The sequence below is a fragment of the Streptomyces sp. NPDC005402 genome, from assembly GCF_040606575.1.
Taxonomy (GTDB): domain Bacteria; phylum Actinomycetota; class Actinomycetes; order Streptomycetales; family Streptomycetaceae; genus Streptomyces.
The window spans coordinates 226238-241964 of sequence record NZ_JBEXFB010000013.1 but is presented as its reverse complement, the minus strand read 5'-3'; the positions used below and the strand labels follow the sequence as shown (position 1 = coordinate 241964).

The 15727-nt window shown below is 68.9% G+C and carries 14 protein-coding genes and 1 pseudogene; 11 read left to right on the top strand and 4 right to left on the bottom strand.

The window, feature by feature from the left end; genetic code table 11:
* Positions 1–471: 471 nt before the first annotated feature.
* Both ABZT02_RS25845 and hutH read left to right on the top strand, forming a co-directional pair.
* Positions 472–1620: a GGDEF domain-containing protein gene (locus ABZT02_RS25845; RefSeq protein WP_356021168.1), complete on the top strand. Its 1149-nt coding sequence runs from the start codon at positions 472–474 to the stop codon at positions 1618–1620.
* 81 nt (positions 1621–1701) lie between these two features.
* Positions 1702–3240, top strand: coding sequence for a histidine ammonia-lyase (hutH, locus tag ABZT02_RS25840; RefSeq protein WP_356021239.1), 1539 nt, complete (start codon positions 1702–1704; stop codon positions 3238–3240).
* A 49-nt stretch (positions 3241–3289) separates the two neighbouring features.
* Here the strand turns inward: hutH and ABZT02_RS25835 are convergent, their stop codons facing one another.
* Together ABZT02_RS25835 and ABZT02_RS25830 are read right to left on the bottom strand one after the other, a co-directional pair.
* Entirely contained in the window at positions 3290–4030 is a 741-nt protein-coding gene (locus tag ABZT02_RS25835; RefSeq protein WP_356021166.1) for a hypothetical protein, read from the bottom strand.
* 84 nt (positions 4031–4114) lie between these two features.
* Positions 4115–4396 carry an LPXTG cell wall anchor domain-containing protein gene (locus tag ABZT02_RS25830; protein WP_356021236.1) on the bottom strand — a complete coding sequence of 94 codons (282 nt, stop codon included), beginning with the start codon at positions 4394–4396 and terminating at the stop codon, positions 4115–4117.
* A 130-nt stretch (positions 4397–4526) separates the two neighbouring features.
* Here ABZT02_RS25830 and ABZT02_RS25825 point away from each other — a divergent pair, with 130 nt between their 5' ends.
* Both ABZT02_RS25825 and ABZT02_RS25820 read left to right on the top strand, forming a co-directional pair.
* Positions 4527–4871: a hypothetical protein gene (locus ABZT02_RS25825; protein ID WP_356021164.1), complete on the top strand. Its 345-nt coding sequence runs from the start codon at positions 4527–4529 to the stop codon at positions 4869–4871.
* A 214-nt stretch (positions 4872–5085) separates the two neighbouring features.
* On the top strand, positions 5086–6351 hold the full coding sequence (locus tag ABZT02_RS25820; protein WP_356021162.1) for an Ig-like domain-containing protein: 1266 nt from the start codon (positions 5086–5088) through the stop codon (positions 6349–6351).
* 78 nt (positions 6352–6429) lie between these two features.
* Here ABZT02_RS25820 and ABZT02_RS25815 read toward each other — a convergent pair whose 3' ends face one another.
* Positions 6430–6615, bottom strand: a complete 186-nt coding sequence (locus ABZT02_RS25815) for a hypothetical protein (RefSeq protein WP_356021159.1) — start codon at positions 6613–6615, stop codon at positions 6430–6432.
* Between the two features lie 180 nt (positions 6616–6795).
* Here ABZT02_RS25815 and ABZT02_RS25810 point away from each other — a divergent pair, with 180 nt between their 5' ends.
* From ABZT02_RS25810 to ABZT02_RS25780, 7 genes and pseudogenes are all read left to right on the top strand, one after another.
* Positions 6796–7134: a hypothetical protein gene (locus tag ABZT02_RS25810; RefSeq protein WP_356021156.1), complete on the top strand. Its 339-nt coding sequence runs from the start codon at positions 6796–6798 to the stop codon at positions 7132–7134.
* A gap of 7 nt (positions 7135–7141) precedes the next feature.
* A pseudogene (locus ABZT02_RS25805) lies at positions 7142–7369 on the top strand (transposase family protein); the annotation flags it as partial.
* A gap of 64 nt (positions 7370–7433) precedes the next feature.
* Complete coding sequence (locus ABZT02_RS25800) at positions 7434–7658, top strand: hypothetical protein (protein WP_356021153.1); 225 nt, start codon at positions 7434–7436, stop codon at positions 7656–7658.
* A gap of 251 nt (positions 7659–7909) precedes the next feature.
* Positions 7910–9382: an ABC transporter permease gene (locus ABZT02_RS25795; protein ID WP_356021151.1), complete on the top strand. Its 1473-nt coding sequence runs from the start codon at positions 7910–7912 to the stop codon at positions 9380–9382.
* A 156-nt stretch (positions 9383–9538) separates the two neighbouring features.
* Positions 9539–10222: an ABC transporter ATP-binding protein gene (locus ABZT02_RS25790; protein WP_356021148.1), complete on the top strand. Its 684-nt coding sequence runs from the start codon at positions 9539–9541 to the stop codon at positions 10220–10222.
* A 200-nt stretch (positions 10223–10422) separates the two neighbouring features.
* Positions 10423–13758, top strand: a complete 3336-nt coding sequence (locus tag ABZT02_RS25785; protein WP_356021233.1) for a S8 family peptidase — start codon at positions 10423–10425, stop codon at positions 13756–13758.
* Positions 13759–13974: 216 nt separating this feature from the next.
* Entirely contained in the window at positions 13975–14745 is a 771-nt protein-coding gene (locus ABZT02_RS25780; RefSeq protein ID WP_356021145.1) for an antibiotic biosynthesis monooxygenase, read from the top strand.
* Positions 14746–14751: 6 nt separating this feature from the next.
* Here ABZT02_RS25780 and ABZT02_RS25775 read toward each other — a convergent pair whose 3' ends face one another.
* Positions 14752–15654, bottom strand: a complete 903-nt coding sequence (locus ABZT02_RS25775; RefSeq protein WP_356021143.1) for a helix-turn-helix transcriptional regulator — start codon at positions 15652–15654, stop codon at positions 14752–14754.
* Positions 15655–15727 lie beyond the last annotated feature (73 nt).

Below are 15727 nucleotides of genomic sequence, written 5' to 3'. Positions count from 1 at the left end.
GCGGGCGGACACCCCCCACCCCGTCCCCTGCGCGCCGTACGCGGCTCGCGGTCCGCCGTGGCGCGCGGCGCGGGAAACGAACGGTCCGTCGTGGCGCAGGTGACTGCAACTCCCCAGGGGCGCGGGGAACTGCGCGACCAGCCACAACGCACCCGCACCCGCCCGACAACCCGACCCGGCACCCCTCGCGCGGCCACCCCGTCCCCTGCGCGCCGTACGCGGCTTGCGGCCCGCCGTGGCGAACGGTCCGTCCCGGCGCAGGTGACTGCGGCTCCCCAGGGGCGCGGGGAACTGCGCGACCAGCCCCCACTGACCCGGGGCCGCCCGACAACCGACCCGGCACCCCCCTAGGCGCCCCGCCCAAGCCCCGCGCAGCGGCCCGCACCCGCCTGGCGGCATCACGAGGCATGGCGATCTCGAACGGCCCAACCACACCCCGGCCCCCGCTCGAATCCTCCCTAACCTGGAGTGATGGGTGAGGACATCCGGCTGGCCGCGGTCGTCGCGTTGGCTCAGGGCATGGCGGCGGCCCACGGCTCGCGGGAGGCGTGGCGGGCCGCCGCCGCTGGGGCGTGCCGTGCGCTCGGGGGGAGTTTCGCCGCGTTGTCCGTGTGGGAGCGGGAGCTCGGACGGCTCAGGGTGCTGGTGAACGTGGGGGACCGGGCCGCCGGTGAGGAGGAGTTCCCCGACGGTGAGGCCTATCCCGTGCACCAGTTCCCGGAGATCACCGAGTTTCTGCACGAGCGCTGGGCCGGCGGCGGCGAGCCCAACGCGTGGGTCGAGACGGCGGAGGGGCCGGCGGCCGGAGGGCGGCCCGGATATGTGCACCAGCGTGTTGCCGCGCTCCGCAGGCGGGGGCGGGGGAGCTGCGTCGTGGCCCCGATCGTGCTGAACGGGCGGGCCTGGGGGGAGCTGTATGTCGCCCGGCCCGCCGGTGCCCCCGTCTTCGGGCGGGAGGACGCCGACTTCGCCACCGTACTGGCCGCCGTCGTCGCCGCCGGGATCGCCCAGGCGGAGCGGCTGGAGGAGGCGAGACGGCTGGCGTTCACGGACGCGCTGACCGGGCTCGCCAATCGCCGGGCCGTGGACGCGCGGCTCGACGAGGCCGTCGACCGGCACAAGCGGGACGGTGTCGTGGTCAGTCTCGTCGTGTGCGATCTCAACGGGCTGAAGCGGGTCAACGACACGCGTGGGCACGCCGTGGGCGACCGGCTGCTGGAACGTTTCGGGTCGGTGCTGTCGCTGTGCGGGGCCATGCTGCCGGGTGCCCTCGCGGCGCGGCTCGGTGGGGACGAGTTCTGTCTGCTCGCCGTCGGGCCGTCCGCCGACGACGTCGTCAAGGCGGCCGACGAACTCTGCCGTCGGGCCGGTGAGCTGGAGCTGGGGGAGGGGGTGGCGTGCGGGGTCGCCTCCACCGCGGATCCCATCGGGCCCGTGCGGTCCGCGCGGCGGCTGTTCCGGCTCGCCGATGCCGCGCAGTACCGGGCCAAGGCCGAGCGTGCCCAAAGGCCCGTCGTTGCGGGGCGGGGCGGGCCCGACGATCCGGTCGTACGGCTGGCCGACGCCGCCCCCACCGGGCCGACGGCGGAGCGGCGGAAGTTTCGGGGGCGCCAGCCCTGAGGGGGCGGTGCCGGTAAGGGGTGTAACCCCGACCCAGTAGTGACATCCTGGAATTCAATGCGTACGCTCCTGAATATGGATATGCACACTGTGGTGGTGGGGACGTCCGGGGTCACCGCGTCCGACGTCCTTGCCGTGGCGCGGGACGGTGCCCGTATCGAGCTCTCCGGGGAGGCGCTGGCCGCTCTTGCCGCGGCCCGCGGGATCGTGGACGCCCTCGCGGCCAAGCCCGAGCCCGTCTACGGCGTGAGCACCGGCTTCGGCGCCCTCGCGACCCGGCACATCAGCCAGGAGCTCCGGGCCCAGTTGCAGCGCAACATCGTCCGCTCGCACGCCGCCGGCATGGGGCCGCGGGTGGAGCGGGAGGTCGTACGGGCGCTGATGTTCCTGCGGCTCAAGACCGTCTGCTCGGGACACACGGGGGTGCGGCCCGAGGTCGCGCAGACCATGGCCGACGTGCTCAACGCCGGGATCACACCGGTCGTCCACGAGTACGGCTCCCTCGGCTGCTCCGGGGATCTCGCGCCGCTGTCCCACTGTGCCCTCACGCTCATGGGGGAGGGGGACGCCGAGGGGCCGGACGGGGTCGTGAGGCCCGCCGGGGAGCTGCTCGCCGAGCACGGGATCGCGCCCGTGGAGCTGCGGGAGAAGGAGGGGCTCGCCCTTCTCAACGGCACCGACGGCATGCTCGGCATGCTGGTCATGGCGCTCGCCGACCTGGACATGCTCTACAAGTCCGCCGACATCACCGCCGCCCTGTCACTGGAGGCCCTGCTCGGTACCGACAAGGTGCTCGCTCCCGAGCTGCACGCCATCCGGCCGCATCCGGGGCAGGGGGCCTCCGCCGCCAACATGCTCGCCGTGCTGAAGGGTTCGGAGCTCACCGGGCACCACCAGGACGACGCTCCCCGGGTCCAGGACGCCTACTCGGTGCGCTGTGCGCCGCAGGTCGCGGGCGCGGGGCGGGACACCATGGCGCACGCGCGGCTGGTCGCCGAGCGGGAGTTGGCGTCCGCCGTCGACAATCCTGTGGTACTGCCGGACGGGCGCGTCGAGTCCAACGGCAACTTTCATGGGGCGCCGGTCGCCTACGTTCTGGATTTCCTCGCCATCGCCGTCGCCGACCTCGCGTCGATCGCCGAGCGGCGCACCGACCGGCTGCTCGACAAGAACCGGTCCCACGGGCTGCCGCCGTTCCTCGCCGACGACGCCGGGGTCGACTCCGGGCTGATGATCGCCCAGTACACGCAGGCCGCGCTGGTCAGCGAGTTGAAGCGGCTGGCCGTACCGGCGTCCGCGGATTCGATCCCCTCGTCCGCGATGCAGGAGGACCACGTCTCGATGGGGTGGTCGGCCGCGCGCAAGCTGCGCACCGCCGTCGACAACCTCACCCGGGTCCTCGCGGTCGAGCTGTACGCCGCCTCACGCGCCGTCGAGCTGCGCGAGGGCCTGAGCCCGGCGCCGGCGACGCAGGCCGCCATCGCCGCCGTACGCAAGGCGGGTGTCGAGGGGCCCGGGCCCGACCGGTTCCTGGCGCCGGACCTCGCCGCGGCGGACGAGTTCGTGCGGGAGGGGCGGCTGGTCTCGGCCGTGGAAGCCGTCACCGGACCGCTGCTGTAGGCGGACGGGGCCCTGTTCGCCGTACGGCTGAACAGGGCCCCCGCGTCGGTTACTTGAGCTTGGCCAGCTGGGCGTCGATCAGGGTCGTCGGCACGGCCGCCGCCTTGCCGCTGTCGAGCGAGGCGAAGTTCACCGTGTAGTACGTGGAGACGGTGTTGCCGGCGCGGACCACCTCGGTGTGGAAGGTGGCCGTGCCCTCGCCGTCCATGTCGGAGTTGACGGAGAACGCGACGGACTCGTCGCCCTTGCCGGAGGGCTTCCCCGCGGCGACCTTGGTGATCTTCTGCTTCTCGCCCTGGGCGGTGATGGTGAAGCCGCCGGAGCAGGCGGCGATGCCGTCGGAGACGGCCTTGACGGCCTTCTCGGCGCCGTCGCCGTCGTAGGAGGACAGACCCACGAAGGTCATCTCGACGTCGAGGACGGCCTCCTCCCCCGAGGACGGGGTGGCGGTGGGGCTCTTCGTGAGGGTGTTGCTCGCGCTCGCGTCCGTGTCGCCCGGCGCGAGACCGGCCATGGCGTGGGCCAGCGGGGCGCAGTCGGCCTTGTCGGTCTTCACTTCGCCCTTGGCCTTCGGGAGGGTGTCGTCGCCGTCGGCGGCCTCGTACCCGGTGACATCGCCCTTGGCGAGCAGCAGCTTCTCGAGCTCGGCCGCGCTGAGCGCCTTCGCGGCGGCCGTGGTCGTGCCGGCGGAGGCGGAAGCCCCGGCCTCCCCGGACGTCCCGGACTCCTTCGAGTCGTCGTCCGAACCTCCGCCGCATCCTGTGATGAGGGCGAGCGACAGTACGCTCACGGTCGCCGCGGCACCTATGCGCGCCCTCGATGATCTCTTCATGTGCGGACTATGAACGTTTCCCCAAGAAAACGTCAAGCCCGATTAAAAGCCCAGCCGTTCCCGCCGTACCGAATAGACGACGAAGCCCGCACCCAGCGTGAGGAAGAGGGTGCCGCCGACGACGTACGGCGTGGTGTCGAAGCTGCCGGTGTCGGCGAGGCGGGCGACGTCCGTGGACGTCTCCGCGCTCGTGGTGGTGACCCGTGCCTGGGTCGTGGCCTGCACGGACGGCTCTGTTCTCGCCGGCTGATCCTGAGTCGCGTTGGCGGACGGGACGAACCACAGGGCGCCCAGAAGGGTCCCCGCGGCGGTGGCGGTCAGCAACGGACGGCGAACGGATGACACGGAATATCGATCCCCTTGTGGTGCTGGCGAATTGGCCGTGTGGGGCGATGTTAGTGAAAGTCGCGGGTCACGGGAAAGTCACGGGAGGCACGGGCTTTACGCTCCGGGCATGAGCACTGAAGAGACATCACGTTTTGTACGGCTTCGGGTGGAACTCGTCGTCGAGGTCGACGACCAGGACGCCGTGACCCGGGCCGCGCTGGCGCGGATCGCCGAGGATCCTGACATGCCGGACGACGAGCGGACCCATGCCGAGAGCGCTGTGACGGAAGACACTGCGGAGGCCCTCGCGTATCTCGTGGACCCGTTCGACCTGGTCGGGGAGGTGTCGGGGGTCGAACTGGCCCAGGCCTCCTGGAGCAGTGAGCACATCGACTACGACCCGGATTCGCAGGACTGGGACCTGGACGAGGATGATGTCGAAGAAGACGAGGAAGAAGAGGTCGTCGGCTGAGCGCGCTGGGAAAAACGTGACCCCGGGCGGCAACCGCCGTCCGGGGTTTCGTCGTCTCAGGGGTCGCACGGACCGACAGACGCACCTTCCGCCACGGCGGACGTGGTGTGCCCCACACCTTCCGAGAAGGTGGAACGGGACGAACCGGTCGTAGCGTTGAGGTTCTTATTGACGGGGACTCTCGGGATTTCGGGGTTTCTGGGATTCGGCAACGATGGAGAAGCGTGTGATGACGGTCAGTAAGCGGCGCAGGGGCCTGACGGTCGCGTCCGCTCTGCTCGGCGGGGTGCTGGTGCTCTCGGCCTGTTCCGGTGGCGACGACTCGTCGTCGAGCGGCAGCGGTGGCGACACCTCGCAGGCCAAGGCCGACGAGGCGGCGGCGAAGAAGAGCTCCCAGGCCGAGATCAGGATCACGCCCAAGGACGGCACGGACAACGCCTCCATCAACAACTCCGCCGCCGTCACCGTGAGCAAGGGCACGCTCACCGACGTGACGATGACGACCTCCGAGGGCACGAAGGTCGCCGGCGAGCTGTCCGCCGACAAGACCAGCTGGAAGCCCGACACCCAGCTGGAGCGCTCCACGAGCTACAAGGTCGCCGCGGAGGCCAAGGACTCCGACGGGCTCGTCGCCCACGAGAACGCCTCGTTCACGACGGTCTCCCCGGCCAACAGCTTCATAGGCAACTTCACGCCGGAGGACGGCTCGACCGTCGGCGTGGGCATGCCGGTGTCGATCAACTTCGACAAGGCGATCACCAACAAGTCGGCCGTCCAGAAGGGCATCACCGTCTCCTCCAGCAGCGGTCAGGAGGTCGTCGGTCACTGGTTCAACGCCAACCGCATCGACTTCCGCCCCGAGGACTACTGGAAGGAGAACTCCACCGTCACGCTGAAGCTCGCGCTCGACGGTGTCGAGGGCGCCAACGGTGTCTACGGCGTCCAGCAGAAGACGGTCACCTTCAAGATCGGCCGCAACCAGGTCTCGTACGTCGACGCCAAGACCAAGCAGATGAAGATCACGCACAACGGCACGACGATCAAGACCATCCCGATCTCGGCGGGCTCGCCCGAGAACAAGACGTACGAAGGCATCATGGTGATGTCCGAGAAGTTCAAGGAGACGCGCATGAACGGCGCGACCGTGGGCTTCACCGACGACGACGGCAAGGGCGAGTACGACATCAAGGACGTGCCGCACGCCATCCGCCTCACCAACTCCGGCACCTTCGTGCACGGCAACTACTGGGGCGCCAAGTCCGTCTTCGGCAACGTGAACACCAGCCACGGCTGCGTGGGCCTGTCCGACACCAAGGGCGCCAACGACACCGGCACGGCGGGCTACTGGTTCTACACCAACTCGATCGTCGGTGACGTGGTGGTCGTCTCCAACACCGGCGACAAGACGGTGGCCCCGGACAACGGCCTCAACGGCTGGAACCTGAACTGGGCGGACTGGAAGGCGGGGTCGGCGGTCTGAGAGTCGCCCCCACTGACTGACGCGGAAGGCGGCCACCCCTCGGGGGGTGGCCGCCTTCTGTGGTTCTTCCTGCGGTTGCTAGGCGTCCGGGCCGAGTGAGGCGAGGTCGTAGGCGTCGCTGATGGTGCTGTAACCGTCCGACGTCAGATTGACGTGATCACCGGAGTCGAAGTCAGCGGGTGCCGCGTCGTCACCCGGCTTCAGTGCCTGTGGGTCGGCCGAACTGGCCGTGTCGGTGATCGCCACGACCGACTCGGCGTCCACGCCGATCAGCGGCTCTATTGCCCGACCCGAGAGCCGAGGGTTACCCCGATAAACTGTTGTCGATCTTTGACGACCACATCAGTGGCTAAGGGCTGTCCCGCACAGGCTGGCTGGAGCCCGCGCCGGGTGCGAGCGGGATACTTGCGAGACTCCGACGCGGCGCTGTGGCAGCCTGCGGACATGCCAGAGTTGCGCGTTCATGCAGGCCGTCACTATGCCGTCCAGTTCCACTACGCCTTGCCAGACGACGCATGGTGTGTGGAGCTGAGCGAGGCTGTTCCGGCGCCGGCCGCGTGGACTGAGATCCCCAACGCGGAAACGCATTTGCCTGGAGTGGCCTTCCTGGTGGCAGTGATACCTGACGAGGATCCGGACCTGGAGCCGACCGTCCACATCCACAGCCACGATGAGCACGTCATCCCCTACAAGATCATGCGCTGGTTCATGGAGCACGTGGCCGAGCAGGTTGAACACTGCCGCATCGCGTTCGAGCAGGGAGGACCTGAAGCAGTGAAATGATCAAGCAGTGACTGGTGTGATCACGGCGTCGGAGCCTTCCTGGATAGCCCCGTTCAGCGGGTTGAGCCCGCGTCAGTTCGGCAAGCGGATCACTGCGCTCGGGCGCGAGGGCGCAGATCCGGTGCGCAAGGGCCGGCCGTGGAGTCTGCCGTTGGAGGACCGCGTACTGCTGGTCGCCGCGTACTGGCGGACGAACCTGACCCTGCGCCAACTGGCGCCGCTCTTCGGGGTGTCGAGTGGACGCTGTGGTGGACAGTGGGCCTGACAGGGTCAGTCTGAACAGGGTTCCGGGTTATCGGTTGCCCGAGATCGACGGAGTCTCGGGCGAACTTTCTGTGGCCGACATGCTGCACATGATTCTGTCGGGGGTGAGCCGTTCGGAGGCCCGCTTGGTCACTGCGCTCGATCTGGTGATCTCTGAATGGGAGCATGTCGATTCTCCGCGTCGCGCGCAAGTGAACTCGTTCCCGGCTCAGGTTGATCACGGAATGGCTCAAAAGTGTTTATCCGGAATCCGGAAGTGAGTTCTGGCACGACGTTTCCGTACTCCTTGAAGCTGAGCCCATGGTTGCGGGGGAGTGCGCCCTCGCCGGGGCGGCGGTCTCCATCGCACAGCGGATCATCGTTCTGGCCCATGACTCCATGCGATGAGAGGGACGGTATGCGGTGCGTCGACAGCTCCGTCCTGGGTCCCTCCTGGCTCCCGGACAGCCTTCTCATGCAGCTCTTATTCGGGCCTTATGGAGTCATCACGCGCCGTACCTAGTTTGCGGCCATGTTCTTCACCTACCTGAGGCGCGAACTGCGCCGCCGCAGAAAGGCGGCCCTCGTCGTCGCCTCCGGGCTCGCGCTCGGGATCGCGCTGGTCATCGTGGTCAGTTCCGTGTCGTCCGGCATGGGGAAGGCCCAGGACAAGGTCCTCCAGTCGCTGTACGGGCTGGGCACCGACATGACGGTCACCAAGGCCGCACAGCCGCAGGCCAGTTCGTCCGATCGGCCGCGCTTCCGGTTCGACGCGCAGGACAACGGCTCCGGCTCCGAGCAGAGCAGCGACCGGGTGATGGTGCAGGGGTTCCAGACGCTGTCCACCTCCACGGTCACCAAGGTCGGCCGCCAGACCGGCGTCTCGGACGCGGTCGGCGGGCTGAGCCTTCAGGTCATCAAGATCAACGGCCAGTTCACCCGGGGCGAGTTCCAGCAGAACGGCAACGGGGGCGGTGAGGGCGGCTTCGGCCGGAACGGCGGCGGTACCGGCCGGCCGCAGGGAGAAGTACGGGGCGGCGGCGCCAACTTCGACGTGAACAACTACTCCGTCTTCGGCACCGACGTCACCAAGGCGGCCCTCGGCCCGCTGACCTCCTCCAAGATCACCAGCGGCCGTACGTTCACGTCGGCCGAGACCGACGCCAAGGTCGCCGTGCTCGACTCCGCGTACGCCAAGGAGAAGAAGCTCAAGGTCGGTTCCACCGTCACCATCAAGAGCGTCAAGTTCAAGGTGATCGGCGTCGCCACCGCGGACAGCGGGGACGCGGCCGCCAACATCTACATTCCGCTCACCCAGGCGCAGGCCCTCAGCGACTCGAAGAACAAGGTCACCACGATCTACGTCAAGGCGACCGACTCCCAGAAGATCGACTCCGTCAAGTCGACCATCCAGAAGAACATCTCGGGTACGACGGTGACGACCTCGGCGGATCTCGCGGACACGGTGTCGGGGTCGCTGTCCACGGCGTCCTCGCTCGCCACGAACGTCGGCAAGTGGCTGTCGATCGCCGTGCTCGTCGCCGCGTTCCTCGTCGCCGGACTGCTCACCTCGTCCGCGGTGTCGCGCCGGGTGCGGGAGTTCGGCACGCTCAAGGCGCTGGGGTGGAAGTCGGGGCGGGTCACCCGGCAGGTCGTCGGCGAGGCGATGGTCAACGGGCTGCTGGGCGGGGCGCTGGGTATCGCGCTCGGTCTCGGGGGCGCGTACGTCGTCACGGCCATCAGTCCCACGCTGCAGGCGCAGTTGGGCGGTGGCGGTGGTGGCGGCGGTAACGCCGGGCCCGGTGGGGGCGGTGGCTTCGGTGGCGGTTTCGGACGGCAGGCGGCCGCCAAGACGCTGGACGTCGCCCTGACCGCTCCGGTCAGCCTTACGACCGTGGCGATCGCGGTCGGCCTGGCCGTGGCCGGAGGTCTGATCGCCGGCGCCTTCGGCGGCTGGCGTGCGTCGCGGCTGCGGCCGGCGGACGCGTTGCGCCGGGTCGAGTAGCGGACGTTTGCGGCGGTGCCGGTGGCCCGGTGCGCCCACGGATGTGCCTCGCCTCGTGGTCTCGCGGGTGCGGGGGCGTCGTGGCCAGCCCCCACCCGCCCGCAGCCGACAACGACTCGCACCACCCCGAAAACCACACCCTCAGGAGCGCCCACCATGTACGAACTCAGAAGCGTCACCAAGCGCTACACCCGAGGCAAGGACACCGTCGACGCGCTCGCCGGTGTCGACCTCACCATCGCCGACGGGGACCGTCTCGTCATCCAGGGCCCCACCGGCGGCGGCAAGTCCACCCTCCTCCAGATGCTCGGCGGATTGGACAAGCCCACGGAAGGCGAAGTCGTGCTGGACGGTACTGACTTGGCGAAACTGTCGGAGGCCAGGCTGACCAAGGTCCGCAGCGAGAACATCGGGTTCGTCTTCCAGTCCTTCAACCTCATCCCGACGCTGACCGCCCAGGAGAACGTCGAGACCGCCCTCGTACCCCTCGGCGTGAAGGGAAAGGAGCGACGGGAGCGGGCGGCCGAGGCCCTCACCTCCGTCGGCCTCGGGGAACGGCTCTCGCACCTGCCCTCCGAGATGTCCGGAGGACAGCAGCAGCGCGTCGCCATCGCCCGCGCCCTGGTCAAGCAGCCGAAGGTGCTCCTCGCCGACGAACCCACCGGCAACCTCGACGAGTCGATGCGCGACGAGATCATGGACGTACTCGAACGCATGTGGAAAGAGCTGGGGTTGACCTTCATCATGGTCACCCACGACTCCGCCCTCGCGAAGAAGGCCCCTCGCGTCGCCACGATCCGCAAGGGCAGGATCACCGTGAAGGAGAACGCCGCCACCTGAGCGAGCAGCCTCAACTCCCGCTGAACCCGGCGGTCTTGTAACAGACTTTGCTGTCAGGGAGTTGTCTATTGAGGTCGTGATCACCCCTCGGCATACTTCGAGCACCGGGGGGTGCACGTATACGCGTGCGAGTCTGCCCCCTACCGGGTGAACGGGGAATTCACCCGGACCTTCTGCAAGGGGGAATCTTGCGCAGACCAGTGAAAAAAGCATGCGCGGCCACGATCGCCACGGCGGCCGCGGTAGCGCTTGCGGCGGGCATGACCAGCCCGGCCTCGGCGGACGCGACGCAGACGTCGAGCGTCTCCCAGTCGAACAAGGCGCAGTCGAACAAGGCGCAGCTCACGCCCAAGCACCGCATCACCCTGATCACCGGTGACCGCGTCGTCGTGGACGCCAAGGGCCGCGTCGTGGGCCTGGAGCCCGCGAAGGGCCGTGAGCACATACCGGTTCAGCTCCGCAAGGCCGACGGCCACACGTACGTGCTGCCGTCCGACGTCGTCCGCCTGGTGTCGAGCGGCAAGCTCGACCAGCGGCTCTTCGACGTCACCGAGCTCAACAAGGCCGCCACCCGCAAGTCCCAGAGCAAGGGACTGAAGGTGATCGTCGGCTACAAGGGCGCGGCGACCGCGACCAAGGACGACGTCAGGGGCGCGGGCACGCTCCGCCACTCCCTGACCTCCCTGAACGCCGACGCGGTACAGACGCCGAAGGAGGACGCGCCCGAACTGTGGGACGCCGTCACCAACGGCGACAAGACCGCCTCCGGCATCGCGCACGTCTGGCTCGACGGCGTCCGCAAGGCCAGCCTCGACAAGTCCGTGCCGCAGATCGGCGCCCCGAAGGCCTGGGCCAAGGGCTACGACGGCAAGGGCGTCAAGATCGCCGTCCTGGACACCGGAATCGACGCGACCCACCCGGACCTCAAGGACCAGGTGATCGCGGCCAAGAACTTCTCCACCTCCGCCGACGCGACCGACAAGTTCGGCCACGGCACCCACGTCGCCTCCATCGCGGCCGGTACCGGCGCGAAGTCCGGCGGCAAGTACAAGGGTGTGGCCCCGGGCGCCAAGCTGCTCAACGGCAAGGTGCTCAGCGACGACGGCTACGGCGACGACTCGCAGATCCTGGCCGGCATGGAGTGGGCCGCCGAGCAGGGTGCCAACGTCGTCAACCTCAGCCTGGGCGGCGGCGACACCCCGGCGATCGACCCGCTGGAAGCCGAGGTCAACAAGCTCTCGGAGACCAAGGGCATCCTGTTCGCCATCGCCGCCGGCAACGAGGGCGACTTCGGCGACCAGACCATCGGATCCCCGGGCAGCGCCGCCTCCGCCCTGACCGTCGGCGCGGTCGACGACAAGGACAAGCTGGCCTCCTTCTCCAGCACCGGCCCCGGCCTCGACGGGCAGATCAAGCCCGACGTGACCGCGCCCGGCGTGGACATCACCGCGGCCGCCGCTCCCGGCAGCCTCATCGACAAGGAGGTCGGCGAGAAGCCCGCCGGCTACCTCACCATCTCCGGTACGTCGATGGCGACCCCGCATGTGGCGGGCGCGGCGGCGATCCTCAAGCAGGAGCACCCCAACTGGGGCTACGCCGAGCTGAAGGGCGCCCTGACGGGCTCCGCCAAGGGCGGCAAGTACACGCCGTTCCAGCAGGGTTCGGGCCGTATCCAGGTCGACAAGGCCATCACGCAGACCGTCATCGCCAACCCGGTGTCGGTGAGCTTCGGCACGCAGAATTGGCCGCACACCGACGACAAGCCGGACACCAAGCAGGTGACGTACCACAACCTCGGTACGAAGGACGTCACGCTCAAGCTGTCGTCGACGGCCACCAACCCGAAGGGGCAGGCCGCTCCGGCCGGCTTCTTCAAGCTGGGCGCCACCACGGTGACGGTCCCGGCGGGCCGCGAGGCCTCCGTCGACGTCACGGTCAACACCAAGCTGGGCGGCACGCTCGACGGCGCGTACTCGGCGTACGTGACCGCGACGGGCGGCGGCCAGACCGTCCGCACGGCGGCGGCGGTGCAGCGGGAGGTCGAGTCGTACAACGTCACGCTGAACGTCCTCGACCGTGACGGCAAGCCGGCCAAGACCTACAGCACGGACCTGTCCGGCATCTCCGGCCTCGCCAACGGCAAGTGGTTCACGCCGTACGAGGAGGACGGCTCGGTCACGGTCCGCGTGCCCAAGGGCGGTTACATCCTCAACTCCGCGTACTTCGTGGACCCGGAGGACGCCACCAAGGGCGCCGACTGGATGGTCCAGCCCAAGCTGAACGTCACGAAGAACACGACGATCACGCTGGACGCGCGCAAGGCCAAGCCGGTCGACATCACCGTGCCGGACGCGGCCGCCAAGTCGGAGTTCGCCTCGCCCGGCTTCGAGGTCGACACGGCCGAAGGCGGGTACGGCTACGGCTGGTTCCTGGACTCGTACGCGGGCTTCCGTACCGCGCACTTCGGTCCGCAGGTGACCGACGGTTCGCTCAGTGAGCAGTTCGACGGCCACTGGAGCAAGGGCGCCACCGAGCAGTACGACACCGTGGCCGGCAGCAAGGTCAAGCAGTTCGCGACCGGTTACACCAAGCACTACAAGGCGAGCGAGCTGGCCAAGGTGAAGGTCGCCATGGGCGCCGCGGCCGGCGGCAAGAAGGGCTCCATCAACGCCGTGGGCTGGCTGCCCGGCTCCTTCTCCGCCTCCTCGATCGGCATCCAGCAGACCCTGCCCGGAACCCGCACCCTCCACCTGTCCACGCTCAGCGGCGTGAAGTGGGGCATGGACTTCGAGCAGGACAGCGGCGTGGACCCGGACGGCTTCCCGATCGCCGACGCGTACTACACACTCGGTGCCCCGCAGTCCTTCAAGGGCGGCAAGTCGTACGGGAAGACCTTCAACACCGCGGTCTTCGGCCCGCACCTCAACGCCGACTTCGGTCTGTACCGCAACGGCAACGAGATCTTCGGCTCCCTCCCGCTGTTCGCGGACGGTAGTGCGCACGCCGGTTCGTCGGCGTTCACCTCGGTGAAGACCACGCTGTACAAGAACGGCGTCAAGGTCGGCTCGAACGACGACCCGCTGTTCGGTGAGAAGACGTTCAAGGTCCCGGCCGGCCAGGCCCCGTACAAGCTGACGACCTCGGTCAAGCGCAGTGTCAAGGTCGCGGCGGCCTCCACCCGGATCGACGCCAGCTGGACGTTCTCGTCGAAGAAGACGGCCGACTTCACCAAGCTGCCCGCCTCCATGGTCCGCTTCAACGCGGCCACGGGTCTGGACAGCAAGGTCGAGGCCGGCAAGACGGTCAAGATCCCGCTGACCGTCGAGGGCTCCGCGAAGGGCTCCAACCTGAAGTCCCTCGCGGTGTACGTGTCGTACGACTACGGCCAGACCTGGAAGAAGGTCACGGTCTCGGGCGGCAAGATCACCGTGAAGAACCCGGCGAAGGGGAAGGCCATCTCCTTCCACGCCAAGATCGCCGACAAGAAGGGCAACAAGTCGACGATCTCGATCTACAACGCGTACTACGGGAAGTGACCCGGAGAACGCGGTAGTCGAGGGCCCGTCGGAAGCGCTGCTTCCGGCGGGCCTTCCACGTGCCGTCAGCCCGCCGTCCGGATGATCCGGCACCCGGGGGCCGGGGCCCGCTCGCCGGGAAGGTGGGCCCGGAGCCCGATGGCACCGTGATCCGGCAACCCTGATCCGGCCCCCGGAAGAACAGCTTCCGGCGGCCGCCCGTGTTTGAGTGGCCGTATGACCACAGAGACCGTCGAGTACATCCGCTACCGCATCCCGGAAGACCGCTCGGCGGAGTTCCTGTCCGCCTACACGCACGCCTCGACCCAGCTGGCGGCGGCTCCGCAGTGCGTCGACTACGAACTGGCGCGCTGCGAGGAGGACTTCGAGCACTTCGTCCTGCGTATCACCTGGACGTCCACCGAGGACCACCTGGAGGGCTTCCGCACGTCGGAGCTGTTCCCGGACTTCCTCGCCGAGATCCGGCCGTACATCGAGAACATCGAGGAGATGCGCCACTACAAACCGACGACGGTCCGCGGCCGGGGCGCCGCCGTCCCCACCCTGTTCTCGTGGGCGGGCGGCGCGGAGGCCTTCGGACGGCTCACCACGGTCTTCTACGAGAAGGTCCTCGCCGACGACCTCCTGGCCCCGGTGTTCGAGGGACTGGCCCCCGAGCACGCCGAGCACGTCGCCCTGTGGCTCGCGGAGGTCTTCGGCGGCCCGACCGCGTACTCGGAGACCCAGGGCGGCCACGGCCACATGGTCGCCAAGCACCTGGGCCGCGACATCACCGAGCCGCAGCGTCGCCGCTGGGTGAACCTCATCCAGGACGCCGCCGACGAGGCCGGCCTGCCCACCGACCCGGAGTTCCGCTCGGCGTTCCTCGCCTACGTGGAGTGGGGCACCCGGCTCGCGGTCCACTTCTCGGGGCCGGACGCCAAGCCGCCCGCGGAGCAGCCGGTTCCGCAGTGGAACTGGGGGGCGGCACCGCCGTACCAGGGCTGAGCGGGGTCAGGAGTGCGCGGACTCGCCCGCCCGGGTCGCGTCCGCGCCCCAGCTCGCCAGCAGCCGGAGCGCGTCGGCCGACGGGGAGCCCGGTTCCGCGTGATAGGTGATCAGGGTCTGTTCGGTGCCGTCGGACAGGGGGAACGACTCGAAGTTCAGGGTCAGTTCGCCGACCAGCGGGTGGCGGAGCTGCTTGACGCCGAAGTTCTTCTCCTTGACGTCGTGCGTGGCCCACAGACGCCTGAACTCCTCGCTCTTGACGGAGAGTTCACCCACGAGAGCGGACAGCAGCGGATCGTCCGGATGGCAGCCGGCGTCCATGCGCAGATAGCTGACCACGTCGGTCGCCTTCTGCTCCCACGGCACGAACAGCTCGCGGTACTCCGGCCGCAGGAACACCAGCCGGGCCCAGTTGCGGTCCCGCGCCGGCAGCTCCGACCAGTCCCCGAAGACCGCCGCGGCCATCCGGTTCCAGGCGAGGATGTCCGAGCGCCGCCCCGAGACGTACGCCGGGACGTCCATCGAGTCCAGCAGCTGGCGGATCGCCCCGCGCACCTGCTCGGTCCGTGCGGCCGACTTCTTCTTGTGCTGCTTGGGCTTCGCCAGGTGCGTGAGGTGGGCGTGCTCGGCGTCGGTCAGCCGGAGCGCGCGGGCGATCGAGCCGAGGACCTCCGCCGAGACGTTCCGCCCGTTGCCCTGCTCCAGGCGGGTGTAGTACGCCACGGAGACGCCCGCCAGCTGGGCCAGCTCCTCGCGGCGCAGTCCCGGCACCCTGCGGTGCCGTCCGAAGTCCGGCAGCCCCACGTCCTCCGGCTTCAGCCGGGCCCGCCGGGTGCGCAGAAACTCGCTGAGCTCGGCGCGCCGGTCCAGTGAGCCGCTTCCGGGCAGTTCCTCGGCCATGTCGTCCATACGTCAAGTATTCACGGTCGTACGCTCAGCATCCTGTCCCCGCCAGTAGTAGGAACACTGGACGTACGCAGAG